We start from the raw sequence: 17,562 nt of genomic DNA, 5'->3' as shown, positions 1-17,562 counted from the left end.
CTCCTGGGGGGACGGTCCGATCAAACCCGTTCGAGCACATCATCGCAATCCGAGATCTACTCGTATGCAATCGCCCTGCCCCGCAGAGGGGGGAGGGAGAAATCCGGGCCCCTCATATTCCCCGAACAGCCCTGCGCAGCCGGAGGGCGCGCGCGGCGATTTTCCCGGACCGCGACCGGGCCGTCCGCAGTACTGGGCCGGACGCAGACACGAAAAAGCCCGGCGCGCAGGCCGGGCCATTTCCTCTCGTCTCTCGGACCGGTCACGCCGTGCCGGCGCAGGTCCGCGAGACCGAACGTTTGACGGTCGCTCAGGACCCAGGCGTTACGCCTGGGCGGCCTGCAGGCCCTTCACGCGGGCGGCGAGGCGCGAGACCTTCCGCGAGGCGGTGTTCTTATGCACGATCCCCTTCTGGGACGCGCGCATGATCTCCGGCTCGGCAGTCCGCAGGGCGGTCAGCGCGATGCCGTGATCGCCGGCCTCGATCGCCTCCTCGACCTTGCGGATGAAGGTGCGCATGCGGCTGCGGCGCGAGCGGTTGACTGCCGTACGCTTGGCAATCTTGCGGGTCATCTTCTTGGCCGACACGGTGTTGGCCATCGGCGTTCCTCATTCAAAAAGGCGAGGCCCGAGCGATCCCGGCGGGATCGTGGCGTCGCGTGTCAGGGCATGGAAGCACGGGCAACCCGCCGGGCGAAAGCCCGCAGGTCCGCGAGCCGCGGTCTATAGACGCGAGCGGCCGGAACGTCAACGCCGGACCCGAAAGCCGGCTTCGGAACGCTCTCCACGCTCAACGGTTGAGGTTCTAACACATTCAAGGGAGTTCAGCATGATCCGGTCCGCTTCCCTCCTCGCCGCCGGCCTCCTTGCGGTCTCGTTCGTTGCGGTGCCCCATCAGGCCGAGGCCAAGGGCTGCATCAAGGGCGCGATCGTCGGCGGCCTTGCCGGCAAGGCGGTCGGCCACGGCAAGGCCGGCGCGGCGGCCGGCTGCGCGGTCGGCCACCACAACGCCAACAAGAAGGCGAGCCAGGCGCAGGGCCAGTAGCACGCGAGGGCCAGTAGGCTCGTGCGGCGCTCCGGGCGTATAGGAAGGGCGGTCCCGGGGACGGGGCCGCCCTCTTCTGTTTGGAGTCCGCATGACCTCGTCCGACGGCGCCCTGGTGCTGTTCTCCGGCGGGCAGGATTCGGCCACCTGCCTCGCCTGGGCCCTCGACCGGTTCGACCGCGTCGAGACCCTCGGCTTCGATTACGGCCAGCGCCACCGGATCGAGCTCGATTGCCGCGCCACCTTGCGCGCCGAGATGACCCGGATCGTGCCCGCCTTCGCCGGGCGCCTGGGCGACGACCACACGCTGAACCTCGACGCCCTCGGTGCGGTCTCGGAGACCGCGCTGACCCGGGACACCGCCATCGCCATGGAGGCGAATGGCCTGCCCAATACCTTCGTGCCGGGCCGCAACCTCGTCTTCCTCACCTTCGCGGCCGCCCTCGCCTACCGGCGAGGCCTGCGCCACATCGTCGGCGGCATGTGCGAGACGGATTTTTCCGGCTATCCCGATTGCCGCGACGACACGATCAAGGCGTTGCAGGTCGCGCTCAACCTCGGCATGGACCGCCGCTTCGTGCTGCACACGCCGCTCATGTGGATCGACAAGGCCAAGACCTGGCGCCTCGCCCGCGACCTCGGCGGCGAGCCCCTGGTCGACCTCATCGTGCGCGAGAGCCACACCTGCTACCTCGGCGAGCGCGGCGCCCTCCATCCCTGGGGCCATGGCTGCGGCACCTGCCCGGCCTGCAGCTTGCGCGCCGCGGGCTATGCGCGCTTCCGCGCCGAGGATGCGTGAGCAGCGCTTGCGGGCGGTCCTTCCGTTGCGCACATTGCACCGCAAACACCGGGAGGAGAGAATCATGACCGCCTGCATCGTTGGCTGGAGCCACACGCCCTTCGGCAAGCACGACGCCGAGACCGTCGAGAGCCTGATCGTCCGCGTCGCCAACGAGGCGATGGCCCATGCGGGGATCGGCCCGCAGGACGTCGACGAGATCGTGCTCGGCCACTACAACGCGGGCTTCACCCCGCAGGACTTCACCGCCTCCCTGGTGCTCCAGGCCGATGACGGGTTCCGGTTCAAGCCGGCGACCCGGGTGGAGAATGCCTGCGCCACCGGCTCGGCGGCGGTGCACCAGGGCATCAAGACCATTGAGGCCAAGCGCGCCCGGGTGGTGCTGGTGGTCGGCGTCGAGCAGATGACCCGCACGCCCGGCCCCGAGATCGGCCGCACCCTGCTGAAAGCCTCCTACCTGCCGGAGGACGGCGACAACCCGGCGGGCTTCGCCGGCGTCTTCGGCAACATCGCCGGCGCCTATTTCCAGCGCCACGGCGACCAGTCCGACGCGCTCGCGATGATCGCGGCCAAGAACCACCACAACGGCGTCCAGAACCCCTACGCGCAGATGCGCAAGGACCTCGGCTTCGAGTTCTGCCGCACCGAATCGGACAAGAACCCCTTCGTCGCCGGCCCCCTCAAGCGCACCGATTGCTCGCTGGTCTCGGACGGCGCCGCCGCGGTCGTGCTCGCCGACACCGAGACGGCTCTGCGGATGCGCCGCGCCGTCGCCTTCCGGGCCACCGCCCACGCGCAGGACTTCCTGCCGATGTCGAAGCGCGACGTGCTGAAGTTCGAGGGCGCCGCCACCGCCTGGGCGAAGGCGCTGGGCCAGGCCGGCATCACCCTCGACGACCTGTCGCTGGTCGAGACCCACGACTGCTTCACCGTCGCCGAGCTCATCGAGTACGAGGCGATGGGCCTGACCAAGGAGGGCCGCGGCGCCGACGCGATCCGCGAGGGCTGGACCACCAAGGAGGGCAAGCTGCCGGTCAACCCGTCCGGCGGCCTGAAGGCCAAGGGCCACCCGATCGGCGCCACCGGCGTGTCGATGCACGCCCTCTCGGCGATGCAGCTCGTCGGCGAGGCCGGCGGCATGCAGATCCCGGACGCGACGCTCGCCGGCGTGTTCAACATGGGCGGCGTCGCGGTGGCGAACTACGTCAGCGTGCTCGAGCGCATCAAGTAACCACGAGAACCGGAGCGGCAGGACCGTGACATCCTTCCTGGTCCTGCTGCTCACCTACACGATCAGCCAGTTCGACCGCGGCTTCCTCGCCATGGTCGCGCCCGATCTCGGGCCCGATCTCGGCCTCCAGCCCTCCGACCTCGCGCTCCTCTCGGCGGGCTGGTTCCTGGCCTTCGCGGCGGGCCAGGTGCCGACCGGGCTCCTCCTCGACCGTATCGGACCGCGGCGCACCGTGTCGGGGTTCCTGGTCATCGCGGCCCTCGGGGCGGCCTGCCTCGGGCTCGCGCAAGGGTTTTCCGGTGCCGCCGCCGCGATGGCGCTGATTGGGCTCGGCTGCGCGCCGGCGCTGATGGGCGGGCTCTACCTGTTCGGGCGGGTCTATCCGCCCGAGCGCTTCGCCATGCTGTCCTCGCTGATGATCGGGCTCGGCACCGCGGGCGATCTTCTCGGCTCGACGCCGCTGGCGCTGGCGAGCCATGCCTTCGGCTGGCGTGCGATCCTGTTCGGGCTCTGTGCCGTCACCCTGGCGGCGGCCGGGCTGGTGCTGTGGCTGATCGTCGATCCGCCGCGCCTCGCCGACCCGCCCCGGACCTCGGTCTGGCACGGCTTCGCCGAGGTCGCGCGGATGCGGGCCCTGTGGCCGGTTTTCCCGGTGGTGTTCGTCAGCTACGCCGTCGTCATCGCCACCCGGTCGCTCTGGGTCGGCTCGTATCTCGGCAGCGTCCACGGCCTCGACGCACTTCAGCGCGGCAACGGCACCCTCGCGATGAGCGCCGCGATGGCGGCGGGCGCCATCGGCTACGGGCCCCTGGAGCGCCTGGTGCGCGACCCGAAGCGCACGGCGTTCGGTGGCTGCCTCGTCACCGGCCTGGCGCTCGCCGCCCTCGGCCTGTTCGGCGGCACCTCGACAGCGGTGGCAGTTGCGCTCCTGGCGCTGACCGGAGCGGCGGGCCTGAGCTACGGCATCCTGATGGCCCATGCCCGGCGATTCTTCCCCGCCCATCTGCTCGGGCGCGGCGTCGCCTTCATGAACATCGTCTTCATGGGCGGAGCGGCGGCGCTGCAGGGGCTGTCGGCCCTGTTCGTGCTGGGCACCGGGGGGCTTCCCCCGGACGCGCTCTACGGCCGGCTGTTCCTGGCCTACGGGCTGGCGCTGCTGGCGGCCACGGCGGTGTATGCGTTCGCGCCGCGGGAGCCTGCATACGAGCCGGTCGAGCCGGGTCGGGCATCGTTGCCTACCCCGTCTCCCCCGGCGTCCGCGCCCGCAGGGCCAGGGCGTGCAGGCCGCGCTTGAAGGCGTCGTCGAGGAGCGCGTTCACCATGCGGTGGCGCTCGACACGGCTCTTTCCCTCGAAGGCGGCCGACACCACATCCAGTCGGAAGTGAGTCTCCCCCCCCTCCCGCCAGCCGGAATGGCCGGCATGCTGGTGTGATTCGTCGACGACGCTGAGCGCCGTCGGCGCCAGCCGCGCCTCCAGCGTCGTCCTGATCCAGTCGCCCAGGCTCATCGCGCACCCGTCCTTAACCTGCTTCGGATCGAGTGACCGGAGCGGGCCGTCCCCGTCAAGCCGTCCGGTTCCGCCTGCGGCATCAGGCCCGAAGCCCTTGTGCCCATCCCGCCGCCCCTCATAATCGCCCCATCATGGATCTGAACTCGCCCCTGTTCGACCGCATCCGCATCCGGCCCTCCTGCGACGAGCCGAAGAAGGCCGAGGGTCCGGCCTGCGAACGGCCGGGCTGCACGCAGCCCGGGCTGCACAAGGCGCCCAAGGGGCGCAAGCAGGAGGGTCAGTACTGGCGCTTCTGCATGCAGCACGTGCGCGAGTACAACGCATCCTACAACTACTTCGACGGGATGAACGACGCTGCCGTCCAGGCCTACCAGAAGGACGCGGTGATCGGGCACCGCCCGACCTGGACGATGGGCGTCAATCCCGGGGCTAAGACCGGCCCGAAGCCCGACGCGCCCCCGCGCGACTGGGACTACGTCGATCCCCTCGGCATCCTGCGCGGCGAGGGCGCCGGCCCGGCCTCGCGCCGCGCCCGGGCCGAGCCGCCGCCCCCGCGCTACTCGGCCCCGGTGCGCAAGGCGCTCGACGTGCTCGGCCTCGACGAGAGCGCCGACCCGGCCGCCGTCAAGGCGCAATACAAGGTGCTGGTGAAGCGCTTCCACCCCGATGCCAATGGCGGCGACCGCTCGTTCGAGGATCGCCTGCGCGACATCATCAAGGCCCACGACACCCTGCGGGCCGCCGGCCTGTGCTGAGGCGAGGGGCGAATTCCCGTCGGGCACGGATCTCGCATCCCTGATCCGCGGCGGGAGGGGCTCGAAACCGGGCGTCTCCTCCATATATCCGGGTCAGGCACGTTTGCGCCGGCTCCCCCCGCAGATTAATGACATGCGGCGCCCGCCGGTCACCCCGCGCCGTCGCGACATTCGCAGGGTGGCCCATGGCGGGCCAGGCCTGCCCCGACGAGGCTCCGTATGCTGTCTGAGAATACACCACCCGCTCTGCCGGACACGACCGTCTCGGTGCGCAAGGTGTTCGGGATCGATTCGAACCTCGAGGTGCCGGCCTTCTCGGCCACCGACGAGCACGTGCCGGATCTCGACCCCGACTACCTGTTCGACCGCGAGACCACCCTGGCGATCCTGGCCGGCTTCGCCCGCAACCGCCGGGTGATGATCACCGGGTATCACGGCACCGGCAAGTCCACGCATATCGAGCAGGTCGCCGCTCGCCTGAACTGGCCCTGCGTGCGCATCAACCTCGACAGCCACGTCTCGCGCATCGACCTCGTCGGCAAGGACGCGATCGTGCTCAAGGAGGGCAAGCAGGTCACCGCCTTCCAGGACGGCATCCTGCCCTGGGCGCTGCAGAACAACGTCGCGCTCGTCTTCGACGAGTACGATGCCGGCCGCCCCGACGTGATGTTCGTGATCCAGCGCGTGCTGGAGGTGTCGGGCCGCCTGACGCTGCTCGACCAGAAGCGGGTGATCCGCCCTCATCCCGGCTTCCGCCTGTTCGCCACCGCCAACACGGTCGGCCTCGGCGACACCTCGGGCCTCTACCACGGCACCCAGCAGATCAACCAGGGCCAGATGGACCGCTGGTCGATCGTCACCACGCTCAACTACCTGCCGCACGACCGCGAGGTCGACATCGTGCTGTCCAAGGCGCAGCACTACCGCGGCGAGGGCGGGCGCGACATCGTCAACAAGATGGTGCGCGTCGCCGACCTCACCCGCAACGCCTTCATCAACGGCGACCTGTCGACCGTGATGAGCCCGCGCACGGTGATCACCTGGGCCGAGAACGCCGACATCTTCAACGATATCGGCTTCGCCTTCCGGGTCACCTTCCTCAACAAGTGCGACGAGCTGGAGCGCGCGCTGGTGGCCGAGTTCTACCAGCGCTCCTTCGGCAAGGAGCTGCCCGAGAGCGCGGTGAACGTCGCGCTGAGCTGACGGCATCGAGAGGTCGTCCGGCGGCAGGCCCGACGGACGACCGACCTTCCCGGGCGCTCGCGCAGCAAACCATGATGCTGCGCCCCTTCGACTTCGACTCGCTGAAGAAGTAGCCTCGCCATGTCCATCTCCAACCGCAAGCCCGGCGAGAAGCGCGAGTCCGTCGCCGAGCCGCTGAAGCGCTCGGTGGCCGGGACGCTGCGGGCCATCGCCCGCAAGGCCGAGATCGAGGTCACCTTCGCGACCGACCGGCCGGCGCTCACCGGCGACAAGGCCCGTCTGCCCGAGCCGCCGCGCAAGCTCTCCCCCGGCGACGTGGCGATCCTGCGCGGCCACGCCGACTCGATGGCGCTCCGCCTCGCCTGCCACGACAACGCCGTCCATCGCCGCCTCGCTCCCGAGAACGCCGCCGCCCGAGCCGTCTTCGACGCCGTCGAGCAGGCCCGGGTCGAGGCGATCGGCTCGCGCCGGATGGCCGGGGTCGCCGGCAACCTCACGGCGATGCTGGAGGACCGCTACCACCGCGGCGGCAAGTACGAGGAGATCACCGACCGCGCCGACGCGCCGATGGAGGACGCCATTGCCCTGATGGTGCGCGAGCGCCTGACCGGCCAGGCCCCGCCGCCTGCGGCGCAGCGCATCGTCGGCCTGTGGCGCGAATTCATCGAGGACCGGGCCGGGCGCAACCTCGACGGGCTCCTGGGCACCCTGGAGGACCAGCGCGCCTTCGCCCGCTCGGTGCGCGACCTGCTCTCCTCCCTCGACATGGCGGACGAGGCCCCCCTCGACCCCGACGACGAGGAGAACGACGACGAGAACGAGGCCGAGTCCGACGAGCAGCAGGCCGGCGAGGGCGAGGCCGAGCAGCAGAGCCAGGGCGACCGGGCCGAGATGGAGGTCTCGGACGAGGCCTCCGACGAGATCGAGGAAGGCGCCACCGAGGCCGCCGACGCGCCCTCCGGCGAGCTGCCGGAGGATGCCGAGGACGCTGATTCCGAAGAAGCCTCCGAGTCCTGGCGCCCGCCGGGCCCGCGCGCGAACGAGCCGCGCGGCCCGGACTACAAGGTCTTCTCGCAGAAATACGACGAGGTCGTCCACGCCGAGGACCTGTGCGATGCCGACGAGCTGGCGCGCCTGCGCTCCTACCTCGACAAGCAGCTCGCCCATCTCCAGGGCGTCGTCGGGCGGCTCGCCAACCGGCTGCAGCGGCGGCTCCTGGCGCAGCAGAACCGCGCCTGGGAGTTCGACCTGGAGGAGGGCCAGCTCGACCCGGCGCGTCTCGTGCGCGTGGTGATCGACCCGTTCCAGCCGCTCTCGTTCAAGCACGAGAAGGACACCAATTTCCGCGATACGGTCGTCACCCTGCTCCTCGACAATTCGGGCTCGATGCGCGGCCGGCCGATCACCGTGGCGGCGACCTGCGCCGACATCCTGGCCCGCACGCTGGAGCGCTGCGGCGTCAAGGTCGAGATCCTGGGCTTCACCACGCGGGCGTGGAAGGGCGGGCAGTCGCGGGAGGCGTGGCTGCAATCGGGCAAGCCGCCGACCCCCGGCCGGCTCAACGACCTGCGCCACATCGTCTACAAGTCGGCGGACGCGCCGTGGCGCCGGGCGCGCAAGAATCTTGGCCTGATGATGCGCGAGGGCCTGCTCAAGGAGAACATCGACGGCGAGGCCCTGGACTGGGCCCACAAGCGCCTGCTCGCCCGGCCCGAGCAGCGCCGGATCCTGATGGTCATCTCCGACGGCGCGCCGGTCGACGACTCGACCCTCTCGGTCAATCCGGGCAACTACCTGGAGCGCCACCTGCGCTACGTGATCGACGAGATCGAGACCCGCTCGCCGGTGGAGCTACTCGCCATCGGCATCGGCCACGACGTGACGCGCTACTACCGCCGCGCCGTCACCATCATCGACGCCGAGGAGCTCGGCGGCGTGATGACCGAGAAGCTGGCCGAATTGTTCGACGAGGATGCCGGCACGATGCCGGTGCGCCGGATGGCAGCGGGCGGGCGGCGGTAGGCAAGAGGTCAGCCCTCCGGCCCACGACCTCGTTCAAACCCTCCGCGTCATCCCGGGGCCGCGAAGCGGAACCCGGGATCCATCACCGCCGAAATTTCAGAAGAGGTCGACTGCGCTCCGCCTCGTTCTTCGATGTCAGCGGTTATGGATCCCGGGTTCTCGCCTTCGGCGAGCCCCGGGATGACGCAGAGAGATGTAGACTTGTGAGCCCGAACACGAAAAACCCCCGGGCGCCACGGCGCATCCGGGGGTTTTTCACGGTCACCGTTGACCGATGGAGGCGCGGGATATTTTCCCTTGGCGCCTCCGCCCGACCGATCAGGCCGCCTCGGCGAGCTTCTTCTCGATCTCGCGCTTCAGCAGGCGGGCGTTCTGCGACAGGTCGGTCTCGCCGGCCTTGATCAGGAACGCGTCGAGGCCGCCGCGGTGCTCGACCGAGCGCAGGGCGTTTGCCGAGATGCGCAGGCGCACCGAGCGGCCGAGCGTGTCGGAGAGCAGGGTGACATTGCACAGGTTCGGGAGGAACCGGCGCTTGGTCTTGTGGTTCGAGTGGCTCACGAGGTGGCCGGTGAGCACCCCCTTACCGGTGAGCTCGCAGCGACGCGACATGGTCTTGAATCCTCAACTGGTCTTGGTGCGGAGAGGGACCACGCAACGCGAGAGCCGGGCGTGCTGCGCACCCCGGCTTGAACCGGACCCCGCGAAGTCCCTGGAAAGCACGCGCCTATAGAGGGAGAGTGCGGGTCTCGTCAAGGTACGGGCGCCGAACCGCACCCGCGCCGCCGGGAGCGGCCGCCCAGGTTCCGGGACGCCTCCGAGACGGACCCGAGACGATCCGTTAACCCTAATCGCGTCACGATAGGGCCAGAATCTCCCCGCTTCATCGGGGCTGGGCGACGGTGATCGAGATCGGTTCCCACATGCGTTCCAAGGCCTTCCTCTCGCTCGCCCTCGCGGCGGGGCTCGCCCTTCCGGCCGGCGAGGCGACGCCGGCAAAGGCCGCGCGGGGCCGCGCACCGAAGGCCGGCGAGACCGCCGTCACGGTCGATTACGGCATCATGCTGGCCGGGATGCCGATCGGCACCGCGCAGGTCACCGGATCGGTGCAGGGCCAGCGCTACACGATGGATGTCAGCGCCCGCCTCACCGGGCTCGTCGGGGCGATCACCGGCGGCTACGGCTCGGGCCGGGCGAGCGGTGCGGTGGCGGCCCGGCCGGTGCCGGCCGCCTTCGCCCTGTCCTCGCACAGCGCCTCCGCGTCGATCACCGTGCGCATGGCGCTCGCCCGCGGCAACGTGGTCGCCTCCGACATCGCGCCGCCGCTGGTGCCCGACCCCGAGCGCGTCACCGTCAGCGAGGTGCACAAGCGCGGCGTCATCGATCCGGTAAGCGCCCTGATGATGCCGGCGCAGGGCCGCGTCGACCTCACCGACCCGCAGAACTGCAACCGCACCATCCCGGTCTTCGACGGGGCGAGCCGGTTCAACGTGGTGCTGAGCTACGCCGAGACGCGCAGCGTGCAGAAGCCCGGCTATGCCGGCCCGGTCCTCGTCTGCAACGCCCGCTACCAGCCGATCGCCGGCCACCGGGCCGACAAGCCGGGGGTGAAGTTCATGGAGGACAACACCGAGATGTCGGTGTGGCTCGCCCCCGTCGAGGGCGCGCGGGTGCTCCTCCCCTTGCGCATCGCCGTGCGGACCCAGCTCGGCCTCAACATCATCGAGGCGACGCGCTGGGCGCAGACCGGCCATGGCGCCCCGGAGACGACCGTGCAGGCGGCCGCGGCGCAATCGCCCGAGACGCCCGCGAGCGGGCGCTAGAGCCCCGTGCGGCGCGCGCTCTCCCGCCTCTCGCCCCTCCTCCTGCTGCTCGCCCCGCTCCCGGCGCTGGCGAACGGGCAGGATTGCGGCGGCGACGCCTATTCGTCGGCGACGATCGGCGCGAACCCGCCGGGCCCGCTCACCGCCGTGCCGGACACCCTCTGCGCCGACCTCGACCAGGGCCGGTCGCCCGAGACCCGCATCGAGGTCTACGCCCCCGGCGTGGCGCCCTCGCCCTACGGCGATCGGTCCCCGTATGGCGATCGGTCGGCTCCCGCCCCATATGAGAGGAGGCCGCTGCCCGGGCCACGGCCGCGGAGTGGCCGCGATCCGGAGCGCTAGACGGGGTTCCGATCCTTGGATTCGGGACGGCGCGGCGGCCACCGCCGCTTTACGCCCCGAGGATGTCAGTCCAGCCCGATGACGCGCCGCTCCCTCTCACCGCAGGCCCGCTTGCGCGGCGCCACGGCGGTGCTCGGTCCCACCAATACCGGCAAGACCCACCTCGCCATCGAGCGGATGCTCGGCCACCCGACCGGCATGATCGGCCTGCCGCTGCGGCTTCTCGCCCGCGAGGTCTATCACCGCGTCGTCGAGCGGATCGGCCCCGAGCGGGTCGCCCTCATCACCGGCGAGGAGAAGATCAAGCCGAACCGGCCGAGCTACTGGATCTGCACCGCCGAGGCGATGCCGCGGGACAACAATGTGGACTTCGTCGGCATCGACGAGATCCAGCTCGGCGCCGACCGCGACCGCGGCCACACCTTCACCGACCGCCTCCTGCACCAGCGCGGTCGCGAGGAGACGCTGCTGATCGGCTCAGCCACGATGGAGCCGCTGGTCAAGGCGCTGATTCCCGGCATCCACGTGACGACGCGCCCGCGGCTGTCGCAGCTGAGCTTCGCCGGCAGCCGCAAGCTCTCGCGCCTGCCCCAGCGCAGCGCCATCGTGGCGTTCTCGGCGGAAGAGGTCTACGCCATCGCCGAGCTGCTGCGGCGCCAGCGCGGCGGCGCCGCGGTGGTGCTCGGGGCCCTCTCGCCGCGCACCCGCAACGCCCAGGTCGAGCTCTACCAGTCCGGCGAAGTCGATTACCTCGTCGCCACCGACGCGGTCGGGATGGGGCTCAACCTCGATGTCGACCACGTCGCCTTCGCGTCGAACCGCAAGTACGACGGCACGCGCTTTCGCGACCTCTCCCCCTCCGAGATGGCGCAGATCGCCGGACGCGCCGGGCGCCACCTGCGCGACGGCACCTTCGGCACCACCGGGCGCTGCCCGCCGCTCGAGGCCGAGATGGTCGAGGCTCTGGAGGGCCACACCTTCGACCCGCTGCGCGTGTTGCAATGGCGCAACCCGGACCTCGATTTCGGCTCGATCGATGCGCTCCGCCGCAGCCTCGCCGAGCATCCGAGCGAGCGCGGCCTGACCCGGGCGCCGACCGGCGACGACGAGGCCGCCCTCGACCTCCTCGCCAAGGAGGACGACATCCGCGACTACGCGACCTCGCGTAGCGCCGTGGAGCGGCTCTGGATGGTCTGCGGCGTGCCCGATTACCGCAAATCGGCGATCCAGACCCATGCCGACCTGATCGCCCAGTTGTTCCGCTTCCTGATGCGCGGCATGGCCGGGCGGATCCCGGTCGACTGGTTCGCCCAGCACGTGGCGATGGTCGACCGCACCGACGGGGACATCGACGCCCTGTCGCAGCGCATCGCCCATGTGCGCACCTGGACCTTCGTGGCGAACAGACCGGACTGGCTCGCCGACCCGGAGCATTGGCAGGGCGAGACGCGTCGGGTAGAGGACAGGCTGTCCGACGCCCTGCACGAGCGGCTGGCGAGTCGATTCGTCGATCGGCGCACCAGCGTGCTGATGCGGCGCCTGAGAGAGAATACCATGTTGGAAGCTGAGATCACCGCGGGCGGCGACGTGACGGTCGAGGGACAGCACGTCGGCCACCTGCACGGATTCCAGTTCGTGCCGGATCCCGGCGCCGAGGGCCAGGAAGCCAAGACCCTGCGCAGCGCCGCCGAGAAGGCGCTGGCGAGCGAGATCGAGGCGCGGGCCGACCGGTTCGCCGCCGCAGCGGACGCGGCCCTGGTGCTCTCGAACGACGGCACGATCCGCTGGACCGGCAACCCGGTCGCCAAGCTGGTCCCGGGCGAGAAGCTCTACGCTCCCGGCCTGCGCCTGCTCGCCGACGAGCAGCTCAGCGGTCCCGCCCGCGAGAAGGTCGAGGTCCGGCTCGAGGCCTGGCTCAAGGCCCATATCGTGCGCCTGCTGGGGCCCGCCCTCGAGCTCGAGACCGCCGCCGACCTGACGGGCCTCGCCCGCGGCATCGGCTTCCAGGTCGCGGAGGCCCTCGGCGTGCTGGAGCGCGCCAAGGTCCTCAACGAGATGCGCAGCCTCGACCAGGAGGGCCGCGCGGCCCTGCGCAAGCATGGCGTGCGCTTCGGCGCCTACCACATCACCATGCCGGCGCTGCTGAAGCCCGCGCCCCGGACGCTCGCGGCGCAGCTCTGGGCGCTCCACAACGGCGGCCTCGACCAGCGCGGCCTCGACGAGATCGCGCATCTCGCCGGCTCCGGCCGCACCTCGATGCCGGTCGATCCCGAGATCGCCAAGGGCCTCTACCGCGCCGCCGGCTTCCGGGTCTGCGGCGGCCGGGCCGTGCGCGTCGACATCCTGGAGCGCCTGGCCGACCTGATCCGCCCGGCGATCGCCTACGTGCCGGGCACCACCCCCGGCGAGCCGCCCCCGGGCTCCGCCGACAAGGACGGCTTCGTGCCGACCGTCGGCATGACCTCGCTGGTCGGCTGCTCGGGCGAGGACTTCGCCTCGATCCTCAAGTCGCTCGGCTACGTCGTCGACCGCCGGCCCGGCCCGGCGATCACCGTGCCTCTGCGCCCCGCCGCAGCGACCGTACCGGTGCAGGTGAAGACCGCGGAGAGCGGCGAGGCGTCCGCCGAGGCGGGCGAGGCCGCCGAGACCCCGTCCGACGCGCAAGCCGAGGGCGTGACCGCCGAGGCGACGGGCGGCGACGCCCCGGCCGAGGAGGCTGCATCGCACGACGCCTCCACCGAGGAGGCCGCCGAGCCGGTCGAGGCCGAGGCGGCGGAGCCTGCGCCCGAGATGGCCGCTCAGGAGACGCACGACCAGGACGCGCCTGCTCAGGCTGCAGCGGCTCACGACGCTCCCGCCGACGGAGCCGTGGTCGAGGAGGCGCCCGCGGGCGAGGAGACGGCCCCGGTGGATGCCGAGGCTGCGCAAGCCGAGGCGGGCGAGCCCGGGACCGAGACCGCCGCGTCCGGTGAGACCGCGGAGTCCGAGGCTGCCGCTGCGGAAGATCCTGCCGCCGAGACGCCTGCCGCGGAGACCGCCGAGGCCGCGGGCGAGCCCGCAGCGCCGGCGGAGCCGGTCGTGATCGAGGTGTGGCGGATGCACCGCCATCAGCGCAGCCACGCCCCGCGCCATCAGGGCCGCGGCCGGCCCGAGGGCCAGGGACAGCGCGAGGGCCAGCACGGCCGTCCGCGCGGCGGCTTCCCGCGGCCGGAGGGGGCTGAGGTCGCGCCGGCGGAGCAGCGCGCCCATCGCGCGCCCCGCGACGGCCAGCGTTGGGGCGACCGGCGCCCAAGCGACAACAGGGGTGGCGACAACAGGGGTGGCGAGAACCGCCCCGCCGGCGAGGGCCGCCCGGAGCATCGCTTCGAGGGCCGCGGGCCCGAGAACCGGGGCGAAGTCCGCCGCGACGGCCGTCCGCCGCGCGGGCCGCATCCGGGCGGGCGCGAGGGCGGTCGTCCCCCGCAGGACCGGCGTGACGGCGCTCCCCGGAGCGGCGGCATGCACGACGCCCGGCCGCCACGGCGCGAGCGTGCCCCAGACCCGGATTCCCCCTTCGCCAAGCTTCTCGCCCTCAAGGCGCAGATGGAGGCGAGGGACGGCGACAAGCGCTGACCGGACGCCATGCGCGCGGACCGGCAGCGCCTCGACAAGTGGCTGTGGTTCGCGCGCTTCGCCAAGACGCGCTCGCTGGCCGCGCGCCTGATCGAGGACGGCTTCGTGCGGGTGAACGGCCAGCGCGCCGACGCCCCCTCGAAGGCCGTGGCGGTGGGCGACGTGGTGACGGTGGCAGCTCAGCACGTCACGGCGGCGGTGCGGGTGCTCGATCTCGGCGAGCGCCGGGGCCCGGCGCCGGAGGCCCGGCTGCTCTACGCCGACCTCTCGGCCGCCCCCCCGGCGGACCCCGCGTCCGGCGGGGCGGGCTGATAGGTCCGCCCACGGAAAGCGTGACGCGAAGGCGACGCCTCCCGGCAACCGGGGCCGCCCCGCAACGGGCGGCTTGCAAGCCCGCCCGGCCGGGTCTAAGGCCGCCCCATACGCCCGGGCGCCAGCCGCGCCCCTCACAGCCTTCGAGGTTTCCCCGGCCCATGACCTACGTCGTCACCGACAACTGCATCAAGTGCAAGTACATGGACTGCGTGGAAGTGTGTCCCGTCGACTGCTTCTACGAGGGCGAGAACATGCTCGTCATCCAGCCGGACGAGTGCATCGATTGCGGCGTGTGCGAGCCCGAATGCCCGGCCGAGGCGATCAAGCCTGACACCGAGCCGGGCCTGGAGAGCTGGCTGAAGCTGAACGCCGACATGGCCAAGAGCTGGCCCAACATCACCCAGAAGAAGGCCGCGCCGGCCGACGCCAAGGAGTGGGACGGCAAGCCCGGCAAGCTCGAGGCCCATTTCTCGGCCAATCCGGGCTCGGGCGACTAGCGGGACCGCGCCGGATCGTTACGGCTTCGTAACGATCCCTGCCGGGACCGCATGACGGGTCTGCGATCCCCCCGCCAAGCTGGTGAAATAGGGTGCAAGGTGCCCGCGCAGCCATGCCGGGCGCCTGAATTTTTTTGATTTTCAGGCCTCTTCGTGCTAGGTTCCTGATCGCCGTCGCTTTTCGTCCGACGTGCAGCCTTCGTCCTCCGAGCGGGAATTTTTTCGATGGGGCGAGGCTGCATGCGATCAGCCAAGGTGGATCTTGTGCGGTCCACCGCGCGTTCGGACGTTCCGTAGCTATGGTTTGACAGGGACTGACGGGCATCCCTCGGGACGTCCGGCAGGCGCGTATTTTTCGCCGGGTGCCCTGACCCGGATGAATGATCCGGTCGCGGACATTGCCGCGAACGGTGACCTGGAGGCCACCCCCGCATGACGACCGCCAAGAAGACGACAGCCGCCCGGCAGGGCTTCAAGACCGGCGAAGCAGTCGTTTACCCGGCCCACGGTGTCGGCCGCATCACGGCCATCGAGGAGCAGGAGATCGCCGGCTACAAGCTCGAGCTGTTCGTGGTGTCGTTCGAGAAGGACAAGATGGTCCTGCGGGTCCCGACCGCCAAGGCGAATTCGGTCGGCATGCGCAAGCTCGCCGAGCCCGAGCTGGTCAAGAAGGCGCTCGACGTGCTCACCGGCCGCGCCCGGGTGAAGCGCACGATGTGGTCGCGCCGGGCCCAGGAATACGAGGCGAAGATCAATTCCGGCGACCTGATCGCCGTCACCGAGGTGGTGCGCGACCTCTTCCGCTCCGACGCCCAGCCCGAGCAGTCCTATTCCGAGCGCCAGCTCTACGAGGCGGCCCTGGACCGGGTGGTGCGCGAGATCGCGGCGGTGAACCGCATCACCGACACCGAGTCACTCAAGCTCATCGAGCAGAGCCTCGCCAAGTCGCCGCGCCGGGCCAAGGGCGCCGAAGCCGAGGCCGACGGCGAGGACGTGCAGGACGAGGCCGAAGCCGCCTGAGCCGCCGCGCCTCGCTCGGACGACAGACCCTGAGACGACCGAAAGCCCGGCCTTCGCGCCGGGCTTTCGCGTGATCATGACGTCTCCTTGCCGAACGGTCTCCCCGCCCCCGCGTTGTTCCTCGGACCTAGCACCCGACCGGGCGTGACGTCCACGAGGTAACCCTGGAGCCGTTGCGCCCGCCAAAGAATCGTGCCGCCGACGATTTTTTCGCAATGCGGGAACCGATCGGGTGGCCCCGCCGTTGTCGCAGGCCTTGCGGTGTAACGGGCGCGCTCCATGCGCCGCCCCGGCCTCATCGCGACACACAGCGCTCACCACAATGGCGGAGGCGGGGATGGCGGAAATCGCAGGCATACGTCGGCAGTTCGTTCGCGTCGCGATGGATGCCCCCTTCCTCGAGAGGGAGGAAGAGCGTGGCCTCGCGGTGCGCTGGAAGGACGAACGGGACGAGGTGGCCCTGCACCGTCTGATCTCCGCCCATATGCGGCTCGTGATCGCGCTTGCCGGCCGTTTCCGTCATTACGGCCTGCCGATGGCGGATCTGGTCCAGGAAGGCCATGTCGGCCTGATGGAGGCCGCTGCCCGCTTTGAGCCCGAGCGGGACGTGCGTTTCTCGACCTACGCCACCTGGTGGATCCGGGCCTCGATCCAGGACTACATCCTGCGCAACTGGTCGATCGTCCGCGGCGGTACCTCGTCGGCCCAGAAAGCCCTGTTCTTCAACCTCCGGCGCCTGCGCGCCCGGCTGATGCAATCGACCGACGAGCGCGTCGGCGACGAGATCCACCGCCGCATCGCCACCGCCATCGGCGTCTCCCGCGAGGACGTGGCGCTGATGGATGCCCGCCTCTCGGGCCCGGACATGTCGCTCAACGCCCCCGTCGGCGATGACGGCGAGGCCTCCGCCGAGCGGGTCGATTTTCTGGTCGACACCTCCCCTCTGCCCGACGAGACCGTCTCCGACGCCGTCGACAGCGAGCGCCGTCTGACCTGGTTGCGCCAGGCGCTCACCGTGCTCTCCGAGCGCGAGCTGCGCATCCTGCACGAGCGGCGCCTCGCCGAGGATCAGGCGACCCTGGAGGCTCTCGGCCACCGTCTCGGCATCTCCAAGGAACGCGTGCGCCAGATCGAGAACCGCGCCCTCGAGAAGCTGCGCCGCGCCCTCGCCGAGCGCTTCCCGCAATCGAATGCCGGCATGAGCGCTTACGTCTGAAGATCGCAGGATCTGCCCGACAGGATCGATATCCTCGATGTCGTTCCGGGGCCGCGCAGCGGAGCCCGGAATGACGCGGAGGGCATGGAACTCGTAAAGGCGAACCTGGAGTTCGCCCCACGTCCCCACCGGTCACCCCGAATCAGCCCGCCACCACGACCTCCACCTCCACCC

General features: G+C 70.8%; 17 protein-coding genes. 14 read left to right on the top strand and 3 right to left on the bottom strand.

Annotated features, from left to right (window positions below; all coding sequences use genetic code 11):
* Window positions 1–324: 324 nt before the first annotated feature.
* Window positions 325–600, bottom strand: coding sequence for a 30S ribosomal protein S20 (gene rpsT / locus ABZT49_RS22030; RefSeq protein ID WP_093567557.1), 276 nt, complete (start codon window positions 598–600; stop codon window positions 325–327).
* Window positions 601–829: 229 nt separating this feature from the next.
* Between rpsT and ABZT49_RS22025 the strand changes: the two genes are divergently transcribed.
* From ABZT49_RS22025 to ABZT49_RS22010, 4 genes are all read left to right on the top strand, one after another.
* Window positions 830–1,045 (top strand): hypothetical protein, encoded by a 216-nt coding sequence (locus ABZT49_RS22025; RefSeq protein ID WP_093567558.1) that lies wholly within the window; start codon window positions 830–832, stop codon window positions 1,043–1,045.
* Window positions 1,046–1,136: 91 nt separating this feature from the next.
* A complete protein-coding gene (gene queC / locus ABZT49_RS22020) occupies window positions 1,137–1,844 on the top strand; it encodes a 7-cyano-7-deazaguanine synthase QueC (RefSeq protein ID WP_355288963.1) in 708 nt (235 codons plus the stop codon).
* Between the two features lie 64 nt (window positions 1,845–1,908).
* Window positions 1,909–3,075, top strand: a complete 1,167-nt coding sequence (locus ABZT49_RS22015) for an acetyl-CoA acetyltransferase (RefSeq protein ID WP_109971572.1) — start codon at window positions 1,909–1,911, stop codon at window positions 3,073–3,075.
* 25 nt (window positions 3,076–3,100) lie between these two features.
* Window positions 3,101–4,369, top strand: a complete 1,269-nt coding sequence (locus tag ABZT49_RS22010) for an MFS transporter (protein ID WP_355288961.1) — start codon at window positions 3,101–3,103, stop codon at window positions 4,367–4,369.
* Here the strand turns inward: ABZT49_RS22010 and ABZT49_RS22005 are convergent.
* Entirely contained in the window at window positions 4,311–4,583 is a 273-nt protein-coding gene (locus ABZT49_RS22005; RefSeq protein WP_355288959.1) for a BolA family protein, read from the bottom strand. The genes ABZT49_RS22010 and ABZT49_RS22005 overlap by 59 nt on opposite strands.
* Window positions 4,584–4,717: 134 nt before the next feature.
* Here ABZT49_RS22005 and ABZT49_RS22000 point away from each other — a divergent pair, with 134 nt between their 5' ends.
* The 3 genes from ABZT49_RS22000 (at window position 4,718) to cobT (ending at window position 8,566) form a co-directional block, all read left to right on the top strand.
* The gene (locus tag ABZT49_RS22000; RefSeq protein ID WP_355288957.1) at window positions 4,718–5,341 is read left to right on the top strand and encodes a DnaJ domain-containing protein; all 624 of its coding nucleotides are present in this window, start codon (window positions 4,718–4,720) and stop codon (window positions 5,339–5,341) included.
* Between the two features lie 219 nt (window positions 5,342–5,560).
* Window positions 5,561–6,544 (top strand): cobaltochelatase subunit CobS, encoded by a 984-nt coding sequence (gene cobS / locus ABZT49_RS21995; protein WP_355288955.1) that lies wholly within the window; start codon window positions 5,561–5,563, stop codon window positions 6,542–6,544.
* A gap of 120 nt (window positions 6,545–6,664) precedes the next feature.
* Window positions 6,665–8,566: a cobaltochelatase subunit CobT gene (cobT, locus tag ABZT49_RS21990; protein WP_355288953.1), complete on the top strand. Its 1,902-nt coding sequence runs from the start codon at window positions 6,665–6,667 to the stop codon at window positions 8,564–8,566.
* A gap of 318 nt (window positions 8,567–8,884) precedes the next feature.
* Here cobT and rpmB read toward each other — a convergent pair whose 3' ends face one another.
* Window positions 8,885–9,175, bottom strand: a complete 291-nt coding sequence (rpmB, locus tag ABZT49_RS21985) for a 50S ribosomal protein L28 (protein ID WP_093567567.1) — start codon at window positions 9,173–9,175, stop codon at window positions 8,885–8,887.
* A gap of 311 nt (window positions 9,176–9,486) precedes the next feature.
* Between rpmB and ABZT49_RS21980 the strand changes: the two genes are divergently transcribed.
* From ABZT49_RS21980 to ABZT49_RS21950, 7 genes are all read left to right on the top strand, one after another.
* Entirely contained in the window at window positions 9,487–10,386 is a 900-nt protein-coding gene (locus ABZT49_RS21980) for a DUF3108 domain-containing protein (protein ID WP_355288951.1), read from the top strand.
* Between the two features lie 6 nt (window positions 10,387–10,392).
* Window positions 10,393–10,728, top strand: a complete 336-nt coding sequence (locus tag ABZT49_RS21975) for a hypothetical protein (protein WP_355288949.1) — start codon at window positions 10,393–10,395, stop codon at window positions 10,726–10,728.
* A gap of 78 nt (window positions 10,729–10,806) precedes the next feature.
* Window positions 10,807–14,340, top strand: coding sequence for a helicase-related protein (locus ABZT49_RS21970; RefSeq protein ID WP_355288947.1), 3,534 nt, complete (start codon window positions 10,807–10,809; stop codon window positions 14,338–14,340).
* A gap of 9 nt (window positions 14,341–14,349) precedes the next feature.
* Window positions 14,350–14,652 (top strand): RNA-binding S4 domain-containing protein, encoded by a 303-nt coding sequence (locus ABZT49_RS21965; RefSeq protein WP_355288945.1) that lies wholly within the window; start codon window positions 14,350–14,352, stop codon window positions 14,650–14,652.
* A 161-nt stretch (window positions 14,653–14,813) separates the two neighbouring features.
* Window positions 14,814–15,152, top strand: a complete 339-nt coding sequence (gene fdxA, locus ABZT49_RS21960) for a ferredoxin FdxA (protein WP_093567572.1) — start codon at window positions 14,814–14,816, stop codon at window positions 15,150–15,152.
* Window positions 15,153–15,584: 432 nt separating this feature from the next.
* Entirely contained in the window at window positions 15,585–16,172 is a 588-nt protein-coding gene (locus ABZT49_RS21955) for a CarD family transcriptional regulator (RefSeq protein ID WP_060848844.1), read from the top strand.
* A gap of 337 nt (window positions 16,173–16,509) precedes the next feature.
* A complete protein-coding gene (locus ABZT49_RS21950) occupies window positions 16,510–17,388 on the top strand; it encodes an RNA polymerase factor sigma-32 (protein WP_093567573.1) in 879 nt (292 codons plus the stop codon).
* Window positions 17,389–17,562 lie beyond the last annotated feature (174 nt).

It is taken from the genome of Methylobacterium sp. EM32 (assembly GCF_040593685.1).
Taxonomy (GTDB): domain Bacteria; phylum Pseudomonadota; class Alphaproteobacteria; order Rhizobiales; family Beijerinckiaceae; genus Methylobacterium.
Note: the sequence above shows the minus strand (reverse complement) of the source record. Positions and strands in the feature narration are given on the sequence as shown.

What these genes read in the sequence shown, in the direction of transcription:
- ABZT49_RS22005 (WP_355288959.1), bottom strand. Translation starts at nt 4,583, where the DNA reads ATGAGCCTGGGCGACTGGATCAGGACGACGCTGGAGGCGCGGCTGGCG.
- rpmB (WP_093567567.1), bottom strand. Translation starts at nt 9,175, where the DNA reads ATGTCGCGTCGCTGCGAGCTCACCGGTAAGGGGGTGCTCACCGGCCAC.
- fdxA (WP_093567572.1), top strand. Translation starts at nt 14,814, where the DNA reads ATGACCTACGTCGTCACCGACAACTGCATCAAGTGCAAGTACATGGAC.
- cobT (WP_355288953.1), top strand. Translation starts at nt 6,665, where the DNA reads ATGTCCATCTCCAACCGCAAGCCCGGCGAGAAGCGCGAGTCCGTCGCC.
- cobS (WP_355288955.1), top strand. Translation starts at nt 5,561, where the DNA reads ATGCTGTCTGAGAATACACCACCCGCTCTGCCGGACACGACCGTCTCG.
- rpsT (WP_093567557.1), bottom strand. Translation starts at nt 600, where the DNA reads ATGGCCAACACCGTGTCGGCCAAGAAGATGACCCGCAAGATTGCCAAG.
- ABZT49_RS21970 (WP_355288947.1), top strand. Translation starts at nt 10,807, where the DNA reads ATGACGCGCCGCTCCCTCTCACCGCAGGCCCGCTTGCGCGGCGCCACG.
- queC (WP_355288963.1), top strand. Translation starts at nt 1,137, where the DNA reads ATGACCTCGTCCGACGGCGCCCTGGTGCTGTTCTCCGGCGGGCAGGAT.
- ABZT49_RS21955 (WP_060848844.1), top strand. Translation starts at nt 15,585, where the DNA reads ATGACGACCGCCAAGAAGACGACAGCCGCCCGGCAGGGCTTCAAGACC.
- ABZT49_RS22000 (WP_355288957.1), top strand. Translation starts at nt 4,718, where the DNA reads ATGGATCTGAACTCGCCCCTGTTCGACCGCATCCGCATCCGGCCCTCC.
- ABZT49_RS22015 (WP_109971572.1), top strand. Translation starts at nt 1,909, where the DNA reads ATGACCGCCTGCATCGTTGGCTGGAGCCACACGCCCTTCGGCAAGCAC.
- ABZT49_RS21965 (WP_355288945.1), top strand. Translation starts at nt 14,350, where the DNA reads ATGCGCGCGGACCGGCAGCGCCTCGACAAGTGGCTGTGGTTCGCGCGC.
- ABZT49_RS22025 (WP_093567558.1), top strand. Translation starts at nt 830, where the DNA reads ATGATCCGGTCCGCTTCCCTCCTCGCCGCCGGCCTCCTTGCGGTCTCG.
- ABZT49_RS21950 (WP_093567573.1), top strand. Translation starts at nt 16,510, where the DNA reads ATGGCGGAAATCGCAGGCATACGTCGGCAGTTCGTTCGCGTCGCGATG.
- ABZT49_RS21980 (WP_355288951.1), top strand. Translation starts at nt 9,487, where the DNA reads ATGCGTTCCAAGGCCTTCCTCTCGCTCGCCCTCGCGGCGGGGCTCGCC.